Annotated in this window: 16 protein-coding genes and 1 tRNA gene; 5 read left to right on the top strand and 12 right to left on the bottom strand. The window is 49.4% G+C overall.

Going from position 1 to position 18,343, the window contains the following annotated elements; translation table 11 throughout:
* Window positions 1-38 precede the first annotated feature (38 nt).
* From DEALK_RS06995 to DEALK_RS06980, 3 genes are all read left to right on the top strand, one after another.
* Complete coding sequence (locus tag DEALK_RS06995; protein ID WP_058439539.1) at window positions 39-698, top strand: class I SAM-dependent methyltransferase; 660 nt, start codon at window positions 39-41, stop codon at window positions 696-698.
* Window positions 699-997: 299 nt separating this feature from the next.
* Window positions 998-1,330, top strand: coding sequence for a hypothetical protein (locus tag DEALK_RS06985; protein ID WP_058439537.1), 333 nt, complete (start codon window positions 998-1,000; stop codon window positions 1,328-1,330).
* Window position 1,331: 1 nt separating this feature from the next.
* Window positions 1,332-1,529: a tautomerase family protein gene (locus DEALK_RS06980; RefSeq protein ID WP_058439536.1), complete on the top strand. Its 198-nt coding sequence runs from the start codon at window positions 1,332-1,334 to the stop codon at window positions 1,527-1,529.
* On the opposite strand, the gene rimI is transcribed toward DEALK_RS06980, so the two are convergent.
* From rimI to DEALK_RS06925, 11 genes are all read right to left on the bottom strand, one after another.
* A complete protein-coding gene (gene rimI / locus DEALK_RS06975) occupies window positions 1,526-2,128 on the bottom strand; it encodes a ribosomal protein S18-alanine N-acetyltransferase (RefSeq protein WP_058439535.1) in 603 nt (200 codons plus the stop codon). The genes DEALK_RS06980 and rimI overlap by 4 nt on opposite strands.
* 41 nt (window positions 2,129-2,169) lie before the next feature.
* A complete protein-coding gene (locus DEALK_RS06970) occupies window positions 2,170-2,709 on the bottom strand; it encodes an epoxyqueuosine reductase QueH (protein WP_058439534.1) in 540 nt (179 codons plus the stop codon).
* Between the two features lie 11 nt (window positions 2,710-2,720).
* Window positions 2,721-3,767: a Holliday junction branch migration DNA helicase RuvB gene (ruvB, locus tag DEALK_RS06965; RefSeq protein WP_058440083.1), complete on the bottom strand. Its 1,047-nt coding sequence runs from the start codon at window positions 3,765-3,767 to the stop codon at window positions 2,721-2,723.
* 36 nt (window positions 3,768-3,803) lie between these two features.
* A complete protein-coding gene (locus tag DEALK_RS09985; protein WP_133240189.1) occupies window positions 3,804-4,883 on the bottom strand; it encodes a hypothetical protein in 1,080 nt (359 codons plus the stop codon).
* 166 nt (window positions 4,884-5,049) lie between these two features.
* The gene (gene rpoC, locus DEALK_RS06955) at window positions 5,050-8,928 is read right to left on the bottom strand and encodes a DNA-directed RNA polymerase subunit beta' (RefSeq protein ID WP_058439532.1); all 3,879 of its coding nucleotides are present in this window, start codon (window positions 8,926-8,928) and stop codon (window positions 5,050-5,052) included.
* Window positions 8,921-12,682: a DNA-directed RNA polymerase subunit beta gene (gene rpoB / locus DEALK_RS06950; RefSeq protein ID WP_058439531.1), complete on the bottom strand. Its 3,762-nt coding sequence runs from the start codon at window positions 12,680-12,682 to the stop codon at window positions 8,921-8,923. Before rpoB ends, rpoC begins: the two co-directional genes overlap by 8 nt.
* A gap of 177 nt (window positions 12,683-12,859) precedes the next feature.
* Entirely contained in the window at window positions 12,860-13,579 is a 720-nt protein-coding gene (locus DEALK_RS06945) for an ATP-binding protein (RefSeq protein WP_058439530.1), read from the bottom strand.
* 337 nt (window positions 13,580-13,916) lie between these two features.
* A complete protein-coding gene (locus tag DEALK_RS06940) occupies window positions 13,917-14,600 on the bottom strand; it encodes a Crp/Fnr family transcriptional regulator (protein ID WP_058439529.1) in 684 nt (227 codons plus the stop codon).
* The gene (locus tag DEALK_RS06935; RefSeq protein WP_144437090.1) at window positions 14,597-15,514 is read right to left on the bottom strand and encodes a 4Fe-4S double cluster binding domain-containing protein; all 918 of its coding nucleotides are present in this window, start codon (window positions 15,512-15,514) and stop codon (window positions 14,597-14,599) included. The genes DEALK_RS06940 and DEALK_RS06935 overlap by 4 nt, the downstream gene beginning before the upstream one ends.
* 8 nt (window positions 15,515-15,522) lie before the next feature.
* A complete protein-coding gene (locus tag DEALK_RS06930) occupies window positions 15,523-16,458 on the bottom strand; it encodes a hypothetical protein (RefSeq protein ID WP_058439527.1) in 936 nt (311 codons plus the stop codon).
* A 27-nt stretch (window positions 16,459-16,485) separates the two neighbouring features.
* Window positions 16,486-16,567, bottom strand: a tRNA-Leu gene (locus DEALK_RS06925).
* Between the two features lie 75 nt (window positions 16,568-16,642).
* Between DEALK_RS06925 and DEALK_RS09820 the strand changes: the two genes are divergently transcribed.
* A complete protein-coding gene (locus tag DEALK_RS09820) occupies window positions 16,643-17,062 on the top strand; it encodes a zinc-ribbon domain-containing protein (RefSeq protein ID WP_244881591.1) in 420 nt (139 codons plus the stop codon).
* Entirely contained in the window at window positions 17,026-17,706 is a 681-nt protein-coding gene (locus tag DEALK_RS06915; RefSeq protein ID WP_058440082.1) for a YggS family pyridoxal phosphate-dependent enzyme, read from the top strand. Before DEALK_RS09820 ends, DEALK_RS06915 begins: the two co-directional genes overlap by 37 nt.
* On the opposite strand, the gene DEALK_RS06910 is transcribed toward DEALK_RS06915, so the two are convergent.
* Window positions 17,703-18,341 carry an HAD-IB family phosphatase gene (locus tag DEALK_RS06910; protein ID WP_058439525.1) on the bottom strand — a complete coding sequence of 213 codons (639 nt, stop codon included), beginning with the start codon at window positions 18,339-18,341 and terminating at the stop codon, window positions 17,703-17,705. The genes DEALK_RS06915 and DEALK_RS06910 overlap by 4 nt on opposite strands.
* Window positions 18,342-18,343 lie beyond the last annotated feature (2 nt).

Raw genomic sequence — 18,343 nt, 5'->3', positions numbered from 1 at the left:
CCATTATACCTTAAGCCGGTCAACCTTTGAAGAGAGTTATGTCAAATAACATTTATTCCCCTACCTTCGATAAAATAGCCGCCGGCTGGTACGGTTCCCGTCATCATACAATTTTTAAAACCGAACTCGATGAGCTGGCCTGTCGCTGGCAGGGTGGCCGGCTTATCAACATTGGCTGCGGCCACGGTGCTGATTTCCTGCCCTTCAGAGATCTGTTCGAGTTATTTGGTATCGACGAATCATCTGAAATGCTGAAGTTTGCCGCAAAATACGCAAAAAAATATAGCTTCAAAGCAGAGTTAAAACAGGCTGATATGCGGGCTTTGCCCTATCCCGAAGCTTACTTCGATAACGCTATCGCTGTGGCCAGTCTGCATCACATCGAAGGGAGAGAGGAGCAGCTGAGGGCGCTCAGGGAGATACGCCGGGTCATGAAGCCTGAAGCTGAGGCCTTTATCACGGTCTGGAACGCTTGTCAGCCACGTTTTTGGCTACGGCGGCGAGACACTTATATTCCATGGAGGTCTGGCTTTGAAATAGCCCAACGCTTCTACCACCTGTTCACCTACGGTGAGATAGAGAAGCTAGTGAAATCGGCCGGGTTCATCATTATCAAATCAGGACCGGAAGCCCGTTATGGGCTGCCGGTTAAACATTTCTCTCGCAACATTTGTCTCGTAATCAAACGTGCTGACTAATTTGTTTACGAGCGTTCAAACTGCTAACATTATTCCAGTCTAGTATAGTCTGGTCTATGAGGAGTAGTTATGCTGGTAAATATAGTGTGTCCCAAATGCAATACTTCCGGCGGATTCTCGATTACTGACGCTTATTATATTGGACCTTATAAATGCTGGAAATGCCGTGCGGTTCTTAAGATAAATATGGACAACAACCGCCTCGTTAGCTGTGAAGCAATGTCAGATGAAGAAGCTGCGCGGTTTGAACAGGAACAGGAAATGAAGCGACGTTCCCGGGGCGGCCGGTAGCAGTTCACTTGGAAATCTTCAACGGGCGGATACACTTACCCGGTTCTGATCATCCAGCCGATGTGACTCTGGAAATTGACTGGATCGGGAAGGTGGTTTTCATTAAGTTCACTCGTCCTGAGGGCGGCTTTTCCCAGTGGCCCGGGTTAATGGTACAGACCATCGGTGTCGAGGAGGCTGTTTTTCGTACCCGCGGTATCCCGCCGCGTTTCACACACTGGTGGCACCTGGCCAGGAACAGTGACGATGCTCTCTGGGGCCTTGTCATAGCCGCTCCTGATGTTCATGGCGATTGGCAGACATGCCCGCTGGTGTTAAAGAAATTCATCCGAGAGGTATAGAATGCCAGTAGTCACCATCGAGATGCACGAAGGGCGCACAATAGCCCAGAAAAAGCAGCTTTCTGAAGGTATCACTCGTGAATTTGAGAAGATCGGTACTGCGCCGGAGAAAGTTACGATTATCTTTCGTGATGTTCCTAAATACAACTGGTCGACCGGAGGGCGATTAGCGGCTGAGACCTTGGCTAAGCCGCTTTAGAGAGCTGTCTCCAGCGCCTTCCTGGCTGAATCAAATCGCTGACAACAATCTTGAGAATTAACATTATCAAGAGTCATTATCAAAGCATCCTCACGATTATCGGTATAATAAGCTCGACGTACGCCCTTACTGATGAAACCATGTTTAAAATAGAGGTTTTGGGCTTCAAAGTTCGATGTCCTGACTTCTAAAGTGACAATCTCCGCATCTCTTTGAATCGCTTCAATAACGACATTAATCAGTAGTAGGTTCCCAAGGCCTCTCCGACGGTGTTCCTTTTTAACTGCCAGACTGATGATATGCGCCTCGCCGGCCATCATCCAGAAACCAGCGAATCCGGCAATCGTTTCGACGGCACCGGTAACATTGTGCCTAGAAAGCTTATTCTTAAGCCAGTTGCTTGGTTTTGGATCCTGGGGAAACACCACCCCCCCATTTTCTTGTGGCGGTGAATATACTGCAACCATATAAAAAGCCATCTGGTTCTCAAGTTCGCGGTGGTAGTTCATCGGAGGCCACATTGTCGGGAATGCTTCCCGGTCGATTGCCGTTACTTGAGCGACATCATCGCGACTCATCGGCCGCACTTTGTAAAGCATGATCACATTCTATTACAGGCGGCAAAACCTGTAAATGGAAATTAATTAGCGGTTTGTCCACCGTCCTGCTGATGTCTACTGTGAAGGCAGCCGCAGTATTCTTGCCGGTAAAGTGTCTGAGACTTGGTCAGGGCGCGGCTGTCAGAATACCGCTTGCGGAGGTCGGCGTAATAGAATCTGACCTTGTGTCGGTCAGCAACTTCGATGCCAATACGAGTTAACCGATCGTGCTGCTGCTGAGGACTGATAAGCAGGCTGCTGGTAAAACCATCGTAGCCATTGTCCTGAGCACAAGTCGCGGCGGCTTCCAAACGCATCTGGTAGCAGCTTTCGCATCTGCTTTCACTTCCGCGGGTTGACTTAAAGTAGCGGTCAATATCGTAACATGGCGACATCACAAGGGGAATGCCAGTATTGTTGAGGAAAGTCTTTATGGCTTCCAGCCTTAGTTGATGCTCTGCGAAGGGGTGAATATTTGGATTATACCAGAAGGCGGTAACTTGAAAGCCTTGCTGACGCCAGTATTTAAGGCTGTAGGCGGAACAATGGACGCAACAGCAATGGACGAGAAGACTTGGCAAGTTCGCTCAACTCATAACAACGAACCTTGCGGTGGTGGTTCGGGTTCCAAAGTCGGACGCGATTTGGGGTATTTCAGGTTGAGATGGTCGTATGCGCGGGGTGTGGCGACTCGGCCACGGGGTGTGCGTTCCAGAAAGCCGAGTTGCATCAAGTAAGGTTCATATATATCCATGATAGTGTCTGCGTCTTCAGAGATAGCTGCTGCCAGTGTCTCGAGCCCAACCGGTCCGCCGGAAAATTTTTCAATAATCGCTTCTAGCAGTTGATGATCAATATTGTCGAGGCCAGCAGCGTCGACTTCGAGCCGTCCAAGAGCCGTTACCGCAATATCGCGGTCAATAATGCCCCGGCCACGTACCTGGGCGTAGTCACGAACCCTTTTTAATAAGCGGTTGGCGACTCGCGGTGTGCCGCGGGCCCGGCAGGCGATCTCTTTCAGCCCGTCACTTGATGCCTCTACGCCGAGGATAGACGCCGACCGCTTTAATACAGCCTCGATGTCGCCATCGGTGTAGAAGTTAAGGCGATATACGGCGCCGAAACGGTCGCGCAGCGGTGAGGATAACATGGCGTAGCGCGTTGTCGCCCCTATGAGAGTAAAGGGCGGCAGTTTCAAACGCAGACTTTTAGCTCCTGGACCTTTACCAATGACGATATCAAGCGCGAAGTCCTCCATGGCGGGGTATAGTATCTCTTCTACGGTACGGCCAAGCCGGTGAATTTCGTCGATGAACAAGACATCGTGAGGCTGAAGCGCGGTGAGTATCGCTGCCAGATCACCCGGGCGCTCGATCGCCGGACCCGAGGTAATGCGGATATTGACTTCCATCGCATGGGCAATAATATAAGCCAGTGTTGTCTTACCCAAACCCGGCGGCCCATACAGGAGCACATGGTCTAATGATTCTTTTCGGGCGCAGGCAGCGGCAATAGTTACTGCCAGGTTGTCTTTTATCTTTCCCTGGCCGATGAACTCCTCCAGCCGCCTGGGCCTGAGGCTGATATCAAGCTTTGGCTCATCGGCCCCGGATTTGGTAGAAATAATCCGTTCAGGCATCAGAATTAATCTCACTAATTGGAGGTGAATGGAATATCAAGTGTTTCGCGCCACGAGGATTAGTATAAGAATGACTACCAGGGCTCCGCCAATCATCAAACCGGGAATTGTATTGTCGTTCAAGTCGCCGTTATTGTCGGCGGGAATGGTTGAGGTTGCTGTCGCTCCTGGTGATTTAACAATCACGTTCAATACTGCGGTGACTGGCGGGTTGAAAGGCGTTCGATCATTTTGTACCAGTTGAATCCCAAGAGAATGAGTGCCCGGAGCCAGGTTTGTCCATGTTTTTGAAGTTACCGCCGCGTCGGTAAAGGTCCCCGGAGCCGTAATCGCCGTTTTGCCTTGTTCGACCGGAATTTCTACGTCAAGATAGTAGATCACCCGGCCTTCGCCGGCAATATTAGGGCGGGTGCCAGTCAACAATGTTAAATTATCAACATCTATGGATAATGTCACCGTTCCAGTGTCGAACACGGCTCCGTTTACTGGGCTGGTTATGGCTAAAACCGGGGGAACTTGAACGAACCCCAACAACGCATACGTTGAGAAATTCGTGATTGATGCAGATACACTGTTGGCTATAGTATCGACCAGACTTGGCAAAGGATTCCAGCGGACACCGTCCCATTGGCCGATGAATAGATTAGACTCGAGAATTTCCTTGGGAATGCCGGTTTCATTATAAAAGAAGGTCATTCCCACAGTCGGGCTGAAAGTCGCTCCAGGAGTCCCCAAAGAATAAGCGTAAACCATCCTCTGGTGTGGTTCAATAGAGGGGGGTGATGTTTCCACCAAAGCGGAGATGAACGGTTGTGGCTGACCTGCTGCGTTTCTAATAATGGTACCGGAAGGGATGCTAATGGATAGTACCCCATCAAGTGTGGTCAGCAGGCCGTCAGTCGTGGTTCGGCCAGTGGCATTCATCCATGGTGACGTACCTTGCAGGTTAACGCCAAAGACTTGAAAATCTGATGCCGTCTGCGCCCCTAATGCCGTCGTGAATAATCCCGAAATACCGATTATCCCCAGAGTTGCAACCGTAAGCCATGAGTATTTTAATCGTCGTATCGTTCCGGCTTTATTCTTTTTCATTTCGAAATGTTCTTTATTGCTCAACTGTCAGTAGCCCTGCCATTTTCCGAGTCATAATACACCGATAACCAAATTCAATACAACCAGTTCAATTGATTAAGGACCAGTAATGAATATCCCGACGAAGCGAGGATACCAAAAAGGGGAAGGCTTTTAATGCCTTCCCCTCTCGATCACAGTCAATTCAGTATTAAATGACTGGTTGTTCCAGTTGAACTAGTTTGGCAGCTTCTAACTCGGCGGCTTTATCCGCAGTGGCGTCTCGGCATGATTTACACTGTGCCGGAATCAATTTGCCAATGATCACGTTCTCCTTAAGACCGGACAGATTATCTTTCTTTCCATGAATCGCCGCATCGGTTAACACGCGTGTCGTCTCCTGGAAAGAGGCGGCAGCCAGCCAGGATTCGGTTGACAGGGAAGCCCTGGTGATGCCCAGCAGCACCGTGTGTGCCGTTGCCGGTTCGCCACCCTCGGCCAAGATATTGGCATTTTTGTCTTCATAACGATACCTGTCGACCAACTCACCCGGAACGAGTTCCGTATCGCCAGAAGAATCGATTCGCACCCTGTTCATCATCTGGCGGACAATTACTTCGATGTGTTTGTCGTTGATATGAACACCTTGGGAGAAGTACACTTTCTGTACTTCTTCAACTATATAGCGTTGAACGGCCTCTTTTCCAAGTACCGCCAGGATGTCCTGGGGATTCACCGATCCGTCGGTTAGTTTCTGCCCAGCCTTGACCGAATCTCCGTCTTTGATGGCGATATGGGAGGCAGCCGGGACCTGGTAATGGCGTTCGTCAATATCTTCGTACTTAATCACTAGACGATTGCCTTCGATACCCACGCGCCCGCCGACCCGGGCAACGAGAACAGATCCTCCGGCGGTCAGATGCGCTGATTTCTTAGCGGCGTCGGGAGCGGTGGCCAGGACGCTCCCCATGTCAACTGGCTGCCCTTCTGCAACTTCAATATTCCATCCATCGGGCAATTCATATTCGTCCTGATAGGTTTCCCGGGCGATAACCTGTACTGTTCTGCCCTCTTCAGATTCCTTTACCTGGGCGATGCCATCTATCTCCGAAATGATAGCTTGAGCTTTAGGCGGCCGGGCTTCAAAAAGTTCTTCAACGCGCGGCAAGCCGGTAGTAATATCCATACCGACGACGCCGCCGGTGTGGAATGTCCGCAGGGTAAGCTGAGTACCGGGCTCGCCGATACTCTGGGCTGCAACGATACCGACAGCGGTATAGTGCTCAACGGCATGACCGCGGCCGAGATCTCGCCAGTAACACTTCTGGCAGATGCCTCGCCTGGAGCCGCAAGACAAAGGTGACCTAACATATACTGAAGAAACACCGGCGGCAGAGATTTCTTTAGCCTTGGTGTCATCGATTTCACCATTGCGCTCGACTATGATTTCGCCTGTTTGCGGGTGGGCTACCGGCATCGCGGCTAAACGCCCTGAAATACGTTCCGCCAGAGGGGGTAATATACCCTTCTCTTTGGGTTCTTCAATCCATAAGCCGTCCATGGTCCCGCAGTCGTCTTCGAAGATGATAAGGTCTTGAGTCACATCTATCAAACGCCGGGTAAGATAGCCTGAACCAGAAGTACGAAGAGCGGTATCGGCCAAACCTTTTCGGGCTCCGTGAGTGGAGATAAAGTATTCAATGGCCGACAATCCTTCACGCAGCGACGACTTGATGGGGAAGTCGATAATTCGCCCGGAAGGGTTGGTCATCAAGCCGCGCATACCGGCCATCTGACGAATCTGGGAGATGTTACCTTTGGCGCCCGAGGTGGCCATCATGTAAACGTTCCCGGTTGTGTCAAGCCCCTTCTGGATGGCGGAAGTTACGTCTTCGGTAGCTTTCATCCAGATTTCAATGACGCCTTGATAACGCTCATCATCGGTGATTAGCCCTTGGGCATATTGGTGCTCAATGGTTGTTGTCTCTTGTTCGGCAGCTGAAAGAATGCCAGCTTTTGCTCCGGGTACCGCAACGTCACTCATGGCGATGGTGATACCGCTTCTGGTTGCATACTTAAAACCGAGTTGCTTGATACGGTCTAAAGCCAGTGCCATATCTTCGTCGCTGACAATTTTCTTGAATTCACCGATAAGTTTTCTGATCGTGGATTTATCAACTGGTTTATTGAAGAATGAAAGTCCTGTAGGCAAAGCTCGATTGAAAATAATGCGACCGGCCGAGGTCTTAAGTGTTTCTCCTTCAGAAGTGCGAACGCTTATCTCTGCCCGAAGGTCGATCAATCCTAATTCAAGGTAGCGCTGTACTTCATCGAAATTACCGAAACGCTTGCCTTCGCCTTTCAAACCAGGGCGTATGGTCGTCAAATAGTAACAACCGAAAACCATATCCAGGCTGGGTGTTACTACCGGGTCCCCGGAAGAAGGCAGCAGCATGTTGTGGATAGAAAGCATGGCTTCGCGAGCTTCCTTCACGGCTGCTTTAGAAAGCGGAAGGTGTACCGCCATCTGGTCGCCGTCGAAATCGGCATTAAAAGCCGAGCAAACGAGTGGGTGGATTTGTATCGCAGAGCCGTCGATCAGTACTGGTTCAAAGGCCTGTATGGACAAACGGTGCAGAGTAGGCGCGCGATTGAGCATCACCGGCCGGTCTTTAACAACATCTTCAAGTATATCGTATACCTCAGGCCGAGCTCGTTCTACCAGCCGGCGGGCGCTTTTAATATTCGGGGCTAAACCATCGGTCACCAATCGATGCATGACGAAAGGTTTGAACAGTTCCAGAGCCATCCTTCTGGGCAATCCGCACTGGTGTAACTGAAGGGTAGGTCCGACGACGATTACGGAACGCCCGGAGTAATCAACACGCTTGCCTAAAAGATTCTGACGGAACCGTCCCTGCTTGCCGCGAAGCAGGTCGGAAATGGACTTGGCTTTATGGTCGCCTGAAACGGCGATACTGCGGCCTCGACGGCCGTTGTCGATGAGAGAATCTACCGCCTCCTGCAGCATGCGTTTTTCGTTACGAATGATGATCTCCGGCGCACCGATCTCCAGGAGGTGCTGCAACCGATTATTGCGGTTGATGACCCGACGATACAGGTCGTTCAGGTCAGAGGTTGCGAAGCGCCCGCCGTCGAGCTGAACCATGGGGCGGAGATCGGGCGGCAGCACCGGCAATACCGTCAAAACCATCCACTCGGGTTTATTGCCGGAGCGGCGGAACGCTTCAACTAGCTGAAGCTGTTTGGAGGCTTTCTTACGCCGCTGCCCGGAACTCGAACGAGTCTCCTGTATGAGGTGGTTGCGCATTTGACCAAGGTCAATAGTTTTTAGTAGGTCAAGTATGGCTTCGGCACCCATCTTGGCTTCAAAAACGTCGGGGTACCGTGTTTTCAGATCGTAATACTGACTTTCAGTTAAAAGGTTGCCTCGCCTCAATCCGGTGAGTTGATCCACCAGGTTGAGTGTTTGTTCTTCTGATTCAGCTCGTTCGGTCTCGAAATCCCGTCTGAGGGTATTGATTTCTTGAACGTCTGCTCCGGAAGATTCCAGCGCGGCAATTCTACTTTCAACCTCTGCTTGCCGGTCGTCAAGTTCAATATTGCGGCCTTTCTCGAGGCCGGCTATTGCCTGAGATCGGGCAGTTTCATTAACGGAAGTAATCGCATAATGGGAAAAATATACAATCCGCTCGAGGCTGCGGGTTGAAAGATCTAGAAGTAAACCGATGCGTGAAGGAATGCCTCTGGTAAACCAGATGTGGCCAACGGCGCAGGCAAGTTCAATATGCCCCATACGCTCGCGCCTGACCTTTGCCCTGGCAACTTCCACGCCACATTTATCGCAGATGATGCCCTTGTAACGAATGCGCTTATATTTTCCGCAGGAGCATTCGAAGTCTTTGGTAGGACCAAAAATACGTTCGCAAAACAAGCCGTCTCGTTCTGGCTTCAATGTCCGGTAATTGATAGTCTCCGGTTTAGTGACTTCACCATACGACCAGCTCCGGATCTGCTCCGGTGAGGCAAGCGAGATTCGAATGGCGTCAAAATCAATGACTTCATTCATCTTGGTTATTGGTATCCTCTTCTTCGTCTTCGTTACTTTCCAGAAGTTGTGAGGTCAGTTCGCTAGCCAATGCCGACAGTTCTGACTCCTCTTCCGGCAGCGGCGTTTCTTTCAGTCGTTCCGCGGGTAATACTTTTTCTTCTTCGTTGATGACTTCAACCGCCAAGCCTAAGGACTGGAGCTCTTTAACCAGCACCTTGAATGATTCCGGTACGCCTGGTTGAGATACATCCTCACCTTTTACGATAGATTCATAAGCTTTTGCCCGTCCGGTTACGTCATCGGATTTTATAGTTAACATTTCTTGTAAGTTATATGCGGCGCCGTAAGCCTCCAGGGTCCAAACCTCCATTTCGCCGAATCGCTGTCCGCCGAATTGGGCTTTGCCCCCTAAGGGCTGTTGGCTGATCAAAGAGTACGGGCCAGTAGCGCGGGCATGCACCTTATCTTCCACAAGGTGGATCAGCTTTAAAATGTACATATTGCCAACAGTAATCGGCTGATCGAAGAAATCACCGGTTTTTCCATCTCGGAGAATCATCTTGCCCGCAATCGGGGATGAAATATTTTGTTCTTTTGCCAGTTTGAAAACGACTTCATCAAGTTCGTTGGCATGGATTTTCCTTGCGTCTGAAACACCATGCTCCTCTAACCAAAGCCGGAGACAGGTTTCACGACCGAAGCCCGGATGGCTATCGTCGAAAGTCCGCGATCCATCCCATCCCTTGGAATTTAGCCATTCAATTGTTTTCGACGCGACCGTCTTGGCATCTTTTGCCTCATAGTCGAGCTTTATCAGGCCGGCGCTTTGGGCAATATAAGCTCTGGCTAAATCATCTTCGATAGCCACGTCGGTCGCCCCATCGAATACCGGGGTACGCACCTTAAACCCGAGCAGATGTCCGGCCCAACCCAGGTGTAGTTCAAGAATCTGGCCCAGGTTCATGCGGGAAGGGACGCCGATGGGATTTAATACCACATCAACCGGCGTGCCGTCAGGTAAAAACGGCATATCTTCGGAAGGAGCGACGATAGAAATCACACCTTTGTTGCCGTGACGTCCCGCCAGCTTATCGCCGACCGATATTTTTCTTTTCTGGGCGACCCACACCTGCACCCATTTATTTACTCTTGCCGGTAGATCGTCGCCATTGTCGCGTGAAAATACTTTAACGGCAATGACTTTTCCCCATTCGCCATGCGGCATCCTGAGCGAAGTATCTTTAACCTCGCGGGCTTTTTCGCCGAATATCGCTCTGAGCAGTTTTTCTTCGGCTGATAATTCGGTTTCGCCCTTGGGGGTAATTTTTCCGACTAGAATGTCATCAGGTCCAACTTCAGCGCCGACGCGGATGATGCCTTCTTCGTCAAGTTCGCGCAGCGATTCTTCACCGACATTAGGTATGTCTCGCGTTATCTCCTCCAGGCCAAGTTTGGTGTCCCTGGCCTCAACTTCATGCTTTGAGATATGAATTGAGGTGAACCTATCGGCTTTGACCAGACGATCTGAAATGATAATGGCATCTTCATAGTTATAACCGTGCCAGCTCATAAAGGCACAGATAACATTCTGCCCGAGAGCCAGTTCGCCATTCTCCGTAGCAGAAGAATCAGCCAGTACCTGACCGGCGGTCACAACATCCCCGGCAGACACCACAGGACGCTGGTTAATGCAGGTACCTTGGTTGGTACGCATAAACTTTATTAGCTTGTAGGTGTCTTCGCCTTTTCCGTCGGTTTTTACAACAATTTTCTCAGAGGTTACCGATTTAACAGTTCCGGAATTTCTGGCAAAAATGACATGACCGGAATACCTGACCGCCTCCATCTCCATACCCGTCGCGACAAGTGGTGCTTCGGGTCGAAGCAAAGGAACCGCCTGCCGCTGCATGTTGGCGCCCATTAATGCACGATTGGCATCATCATGTTCGAGGAACGGGATAAGGGAAGCCGCCACAGAGAATATCTGTTTGGGCGAGACATCCATATAATCGACTTTCATCGGCGGTTCGTAGAGGTATTGCTCGCCGAATCTGGATTCGATGCGTTCATCTAAAAAGCGTCCCCGATCATCTAGTCGGGCTGTAGCCTGTGCGATAACGTATTTATCCTCTTCGTCGGCTGAGAGATAGGGAATCTCATCAGAAACGAACGGCTCAACCGGTATCAAACGCTCGGGTAATTTAGCTAGTACTTTAAATGTCTTGCTGTCAACAACGCTGCCCGCGGAAAGAATAGTCTCTCCTGATTCATCGGTGATTGTCTCCCGGACAGCAAGACCAACAAGCCTGGAATCGTGGTTATGTAGTTCTTTAAACACTTTGCGATACGGAGTTTCAATAAAACCGTACCGATTGACCCGGGCGTAAGTTGCAAGTGAACCTATGAGACCGATATTTGGGCCTTCCGGAGTTTCGATCGGACAAATACGTCCGTAGTGGGAGAAATGGACGTCGCGAACATCGAAACCGGCACGTTCTCTGGATAGACCACCGGGCCCCATCGCAGAAAGGCGACGCTTATTCGTGAGTTCTGAAAGAGGGTTGGTCTGATCCATAAACGAAGAGAGTTGCGATCCACCGAAAAATTCTCGGACGGCGGCAACAACCGGCCGGATGTTGACCAGGCCTGAAGGCGTAACCTGGTCGAGCGCTACGATGCTCATTCTCTCTTTCGCCACCCGCTCCAATCGAAGCAAACCAACACGGAACTGGTTTTGAATGAGCTCACCTACTGTACGGATTCGCCGGTTGCCTAGGTGGTCAATATCATCCTTATGGTCTATGCCATTATTTATGCGGATGATTTGTTTAATTATGGCGATGATATCTTGTTTGGTTAAAGCCCTGTTTTCCTCGGCAACAATATCTTTAAGTCCGAGACGGCGGTTGACTTTGTAGCGGCCGACCATGCCTAAGTCATAGTGTTCTGGACTGAAGAACATGTCGTTGACTAACCTACCCGCGTTTTCCACGTTTGCGGGGTCTCCAGGCCGCAGCCGGCCGTAAATATCAATTAAGGCCGAGTTAGTGTCCCGGATCAGTTGATCTTTTTCGATCGACGCCTTGATGTACGAGTGTTCTGAAACGGTATCCACGTCGCAAAACAAATCGATCAGTTCTTGATCGGATCCGTATCCAACTGCCCGCAGGAAACTGGTCACCGGGATTTTTCGTCTGCCATCAATCTTGACTGAAATGACATCACGGTTAGAGGTTTCAAATTCTAGCCAGGCTCCCCGGCTAGGAATAAGTGAGGTATGGCACAAAGGACGGCCTGTCGCAGTATCTTCCTGAACGGTAAAATAAACGCCCGGGGAACGAAGAAGCTGGCTCACGATGACCCGTTCGGTCCCGGAAGTGATGAATGTGCCGTTGCGGGTCATCAGCGGCAAATCTCCGAAGAAAAGTTCAAAAGGTTCTTTGATTTCTCCGGTGGCCTTGATGATCAATCTCGCTTTTACGTAAAGCGGAACGGAATAGCTCTGATCGCGTTCACGGCAATCCTCTTCGGAAAGACGGGGCTCTCGAAATTCATAACCTATGAATTCCAATTCCATACGATTGCCGTTAAAATCTTTGATTGGCGATATCTCTTCAATCAGGTCTTTTAAGGCATCTTCCATGAACCAGCGGAACGATGCCAACTGGATGTCGATGAGATTAGGGACTTCCACTACATCCGGAATCTTGGAATATGATTTGCGGGGAGCGGCTACCGACGGCAAGCCGGTAGCTGGCAGTAATGAGACCATGTCTACTCCTTAAAAGCGATTACTTAAGGAAAAACGGACTAAAGCCTTGGGAAAATGGTGCCGGGAAAAGCCTGTATATGATAGAAGCGGCTTAGAAGCATAATTAACAACCACTCAGTATATACTTATACCGAATGGTTGTCAACATCAATTTATCAAGAATCAGATAGTTATTACTTACACTCGGGTAAGCACTTCACCTCTAATACCGATGGTGATTTCGTCGATCGGTACAGTTACCCCGGCCATCCGGGATGCCTCATAAACCATATGAGTCAATCCGCCGCAGCAAGGGACTTCCATTCGAAGCACGGAAATACCAACGGGTTTCGCCTGTTGCAGTATTTGTACCAGTTTATTCAGATGTGAATCGTAATCATCCAGTTTGGGGCATGCGATAAGCAGTCTTTTTCCTTCAAGAAATTCACTATGGAAATCCGGGTAAGCGAATGGCACGCAGTCCGCCGCTAAAAGGATTTCGCTTCCTTTCAGAAAAGGAGCGTGAGGCGGCACTAATCCCAGCTGAACCGGCCAATTACCTAGAGTTGACGGCGTATGATTCTTTTGAGTTTGATTATTTTTTTGATCCTTAGGTCCGCCAAACATTAACACTCGCGAAGAAGGGCAAGCATGTACCGTTTCTCTCTGTGATTCTATTCCGGCGGCATGTTTCATCGCTTTAATTTCATCAAAGTCCGGGGCTTCGCGTTCTTCTATGGATATGGCATCGAGAGGGCATTCACCAAGGCAAGCTCCTAATCCATCGCAATAAACCTCTGATACAAGCTTTGCTTTGCCATCGATAACCCGAATCGCTCCTTCGGCGCAGGATGGTACGCATACCCCGCAGCCATTACATTTTTCTTCGTCAATCCGAACAATTTTACGTATGGCCATCGGTTTCCCTTTCAGTAGGCTCAATTTGAATACTCTGCCAACGGGGGTCGCCCAAACAGTTTTTTGCTGAAGCACACCATTCGATACAAGACGGTAAGCGGTCGATATATACTTGCGAGCCGCATTTCTGGCAACGCACCCTTAACTCATCTGAAAATATCTCAACGTCCGCCTTGCACTCGGGGCAATTTACAACCCGAACCTTGAGTTTACGGAAATCGTTCCCCGGGCACCCGCTCGACATCTAGACCTCCAGACTCAACACGCGCTAATTATAACCTTGGGCTAGGGGTATTTATATGATTTATATCAAGTTCCGAACTAGTGGGAATCAGCCTTATTGGGTCTGTGACAAATCGTCTGATATAGCATTCAAACGGGCTTGGTCTTTGATTGTAACTTTCCCCCGGCTGGAAGTGATTATTCCCATTTCGCTAAATCTGCTGAGGACTCGTACCGCCGTCTCAATGGTAGTTCCGGACATATCCGCTAAATCTCGACGCGTAAATGGTAGTTCAGTTCCGAGTTTGGCTGTTAATCTTTGTAAAGTCCGTGCCAGGCGCTGTTCAACTCTCTTCCCGGATAAGTCATGGAGCCGGTTTTGTGCTTCCCGCAACCTTGAAGATAAAATGCCGATCATCGCCATTGCTGTTGCCGGGTGCTCAGTTAGTAAACAACTGAACGAGTCGCGGTTAAAGGCTAGTACAGTTGAAGGTTCTGAAGCTGTTGCCGAGGATGGGTAAGGCTTATTTTCAAACACCGCAACTTCGCCAAAAATATCCCCCGGGTTGAAAACAGCTACCAGTGTTTCCCGCCCCTGTGAGCCGTGTTTTATCACTTTTATCCGGCCGGATGTAAGCATATAGAATCGTACCGGAGGGTCGCCCTCCCAGAATATGAAATCCCCCGCGCCAAACCGTAGCTCTTCAGCTGACTGGGCCAGCTTTAAGGCAGCATCTTTACCGATATTGCTGAAGAGAAAACTGGCTCCAAGTGCATCAACAGCTTGAGATAGATTCAATTTACTGTCAGTCCATGTTTTTTGAACAATAAGCGTAAATTGCGCGATACCACAGGGTACAATGGCTCCAGAGTGAAGTATCGCAGTTTTTCTCTGGTTTTAGAACAGAGATTTTCCAGAGGCTCACCTGAAAGGATTGCCGCGGTTTCAGTTTCATCGAAATCAGCGCCGATGCTCGCCTTAAACGAAACCTCCTGATTTAGTGGACAAACTTTTTGGCAAATCCGGCATCCTATTAATGCATTATGCCATTTACTGTTTATCCAAACCGGAAAATCGGTAGGTTCCTTTGAAAGAAGTGAAAGGCACCGGTTTACTTGAAAAGAGGAGCGCTCGATGCATTTTGTTGGGCAGGTGTCGATGCACCTTGAGCACCCGGCGCATTTGGGGTTCACCGAGTGGTTATTTAGCCATTTTTCATTTCCTGGTTCAATGTCCGAAAAATACGCGCTCAACCGAAAATAGCTGCCCATCCCGTCTATGTAGCCAATATTGTTGACGCCGTTGGAAATTAATCCGCAGTGGCTGGCAAGAATCTTGGTGGGTAAATTGGACTCGGACAGGCGATATCCCTGCGGCGAGATTATCTTCTTAATCTCAGAAAAAATATTGGCGGCATCTTGTTCATAGTCTTCTGACAAAGGAGGAGCATCGAAGGAAAAATATTCCCCACCAAATACGAAACCGATATTAACCGGTGCGACCGGTGCTGCAACGACGAGTATCGATTTAGCTTGATATTCTTGGGGTAAAGTGAAATCGAATATGTGCTGTGAAAGGTGAGGAGATTTGCGCCATTCATCACGGTTGGCTATGGAACGGAATTCTTGTTCAATGGTAGCCAGTCGGTCAATGCTTGCGTTAGCCGCGCGATAGCCGGAAAGCTCCAGCTCATCCGTCACCTTTTCTGCCAATGTGGAAATCACAGTTCCCACTCCAGCAGGAATTTGAGGTTCCGCGGCACCAGGTCATAGTAGTCTTGAAGATCATACTTAACTAACTTCTCCTGGAGGGCTCCTGGAAGGTCGCCGAATACCGGCGTCGCTAATATTGCCATAGCTTCCGGTTCGTTAAACGTGTCAGAAATCGGAACATTTCGTATAAAGGTCCGGTTCAAAGGGCAACTGGATTGGCAGCGCATGCAGCCTATCAAGGAGTTGTGGAGCCAGGGCGTGATCCAACTCGGCAGTTCTCCCGGTTCTTCATTGTAAAGAGTTAGACACTTTTCAGCTCGTGCAAGAAAACGGTTGCCTGCATCGGGATTAAGGCAATCAGTATGACAGTTACCTAAACAAAAGCCGCAACTGGTGCATTCTTCCATCTCACTGAGTCGAAACCAGGCGTCGGCCGGTGCGGGTAAATCGGTATAAAATGCTACCAATCTATGGAAGCTGCCCATCCCCTGGATGTAAGCCAGGTTGTTTCTCCCGTAACGTGCCAGGCCGCTGCGTATCGCCGCTAACTTCAAAGGTACCCGGGCGTCTGCGATTTGATACCCAGCGGCACCTAAACTTCGTCCAAGCGCTTTTCGGATAGCTGCCAATTTATCTTTGAAAACATAAAAGGGAGGAATTTGTACCGGCCGACCTCTGCCCTGATATTCGAAAATCAACCTCGTGAGCGGTAAAGGCGCGGCAATAATTATGAGTGAGTTGACTTCGGCAAAACGGGTCGGCGCTGAAACCTCCAGCCGTTCAAGATTTTTTACAAAGAAAGCAGTATCAAGTTGGCCTTTATGCAACCGGGATTCGAGTTCCCGTTTCAATTCCGGAACTCTTCTGATTTCCAGAAATCCATGCATGCAATTGATTGACTTTAGTTCGGTTGTGAGGTGTTCGTAGACTGCGGTTTCATTCATGGCTTTATGCAGTTAATCAGGTAATAATGGGGAAGCGGGGACTCGAACCCCGACGCCTTTCGGCACATGATCCTAAGTCATGCCCGTCTGCCAGTTCCGGCACTCCCCCAACGGGAATAATATTAACATAGCTGAGCTACAGCGACTAAGTCAAAAGAGAGGTTTCATGTCGGGTAGGTTGACAATGGGCGCCATTGTTCCGCTATACTCGTTTATGGTCTTGCTTTTCGGTAACAAGAACTATGGCGATCATCTGGGTTTTATTGTAACTCGCTGTCCCAACTGTCGGTCGGACCAGGTTTTCGCGGTGCATCAGGAACGCAAGAAACTTACTGTCTATTTTGTTCCTACAATACAATATCGCGTCAAACAATATATGACCTGCGCCCGCTGTGTAACCAGATATGAAATTGCTGAGGAACTTAAAACGGACATTGCCGAACGTCTGATGACGAAAGAACAACTACATAAATTATTGGGCGAACTGGCAGGTGGAACAGCGTTGACGGCGCCTGCCTGTTCAGTATGTTCATCATCTTTGAATGCTGGAATGAAGTATTGTCCCCAATGCGGTACCAAACTGATTTTGCCTCGCAGTCCATAGGCGATAATGTCCGTCGCCTGCTGGCTGAAATTCCCGGAGATGTCGCTATTGTTGCCGCAGCTAAATCTCGCTCGCCGGCGGAAATCGCGGCCGCGTTTGATGCCGGGATTTCGATAATTGGTGAAAATTATGTTCAGGAAACTGAAGCTGCCAGACGCTATTTACTCTCCCGAGGCTGCTGGCACTTTATCGGACGCCTGCAATCCAATAAAATCAAAAAAGCCGTTGAACTGTTTGATGTGATCGAGACTGTTGACAGCCCCTATCTAGCTCGCTTAATCGACCGACGCGCCTTTGAAGCACGCAAAATCATGCCCGTATTCATTGAAGTCAACATCGCACGAGAACAGCGGAAATCTGGTGTTGCTCCTGAAAACCTGATCGCTTTGGCTCATGAGATCGGGAAAATGCCTAACCTAACATTAGAAGGACTCATGACTCTTGGCCCGAATCTTCCAGGCGAAATGATGAGGCCATTTTTTTCTGAAGCCAGAGGTTTGTTCAATGCTCTCAAAGAAGAAAGCGCAGGCTTTGCGGATATCCGGTACCTGTCAATGGGTACGACCGAGTCCTACCGTGTTGCTATTGAAGAAGGTGCTAATCTGGTAAGGTTGGGGGAGGCTATTTTCGGGCCGCGGCTTTAGAAGGATTTGAGGCCCTCAACAATATCGCGCAGGTCCTTAAAAGGTGTGTGACGAGCCCCATGCTGAATATAATAATCCAGTAGCGAGTCGGTCGCAAAAGTGTGTACGGCAAGTTTTGAGGCAGGTATATCGGAGGGGCCGTTTCCGGCGTAAAACACTCTAAATCCACGTTCAATGAATTTCTCAGTGTAGTGCTCTTTGAACGCGACCATCAATTCACCGCCATCCGACCCAATATAATGTGAATCGAGTCCTGATGGCGTGAACGCGGTGGTGGCTGCGATTACTCTGATATGATTCAATCTGCTTTTCTCAAGCAATGCCCGGATATAGAAGTCTAGTCCGTTCGAAACGATAACCATTTCGATCTGGTTTAACCGGCAATACTCAACCAGTTCTATCAAACCGGGGCGTAACTTAGCTTCATTGCAGACAAGCGTTTCAAGAGTCTTTTTCTCCTGTTTTACCATAGAGAAGGCCCGGTTATTAAATGCGCCGACGCTGATCGTGCCCGATTGATACTCTTTCAGTATTGCTCGCCAATCACCTTCTGCGTAGCGGTCTAGAATTAAAAAGCTGACATCTTCTTCTGTCAGCGTCCCGTCGAAATCACATTGTAACAATGTTTTCTGCATAT

It is taken from the genome of Dehalogenimonas alkenigignens, from assembly GCF_001466665.1.
GTDB lineage: Bacteria > Chloroflexota > Dehalococcoidia > Dehalococcoidales > Dehalococcoidaceae > Dehalogenimonas > Dehalogenimonas alkenigignens.
This window is presented reverse-complemented; position numbering and strand designations above follow the sequence as displayed.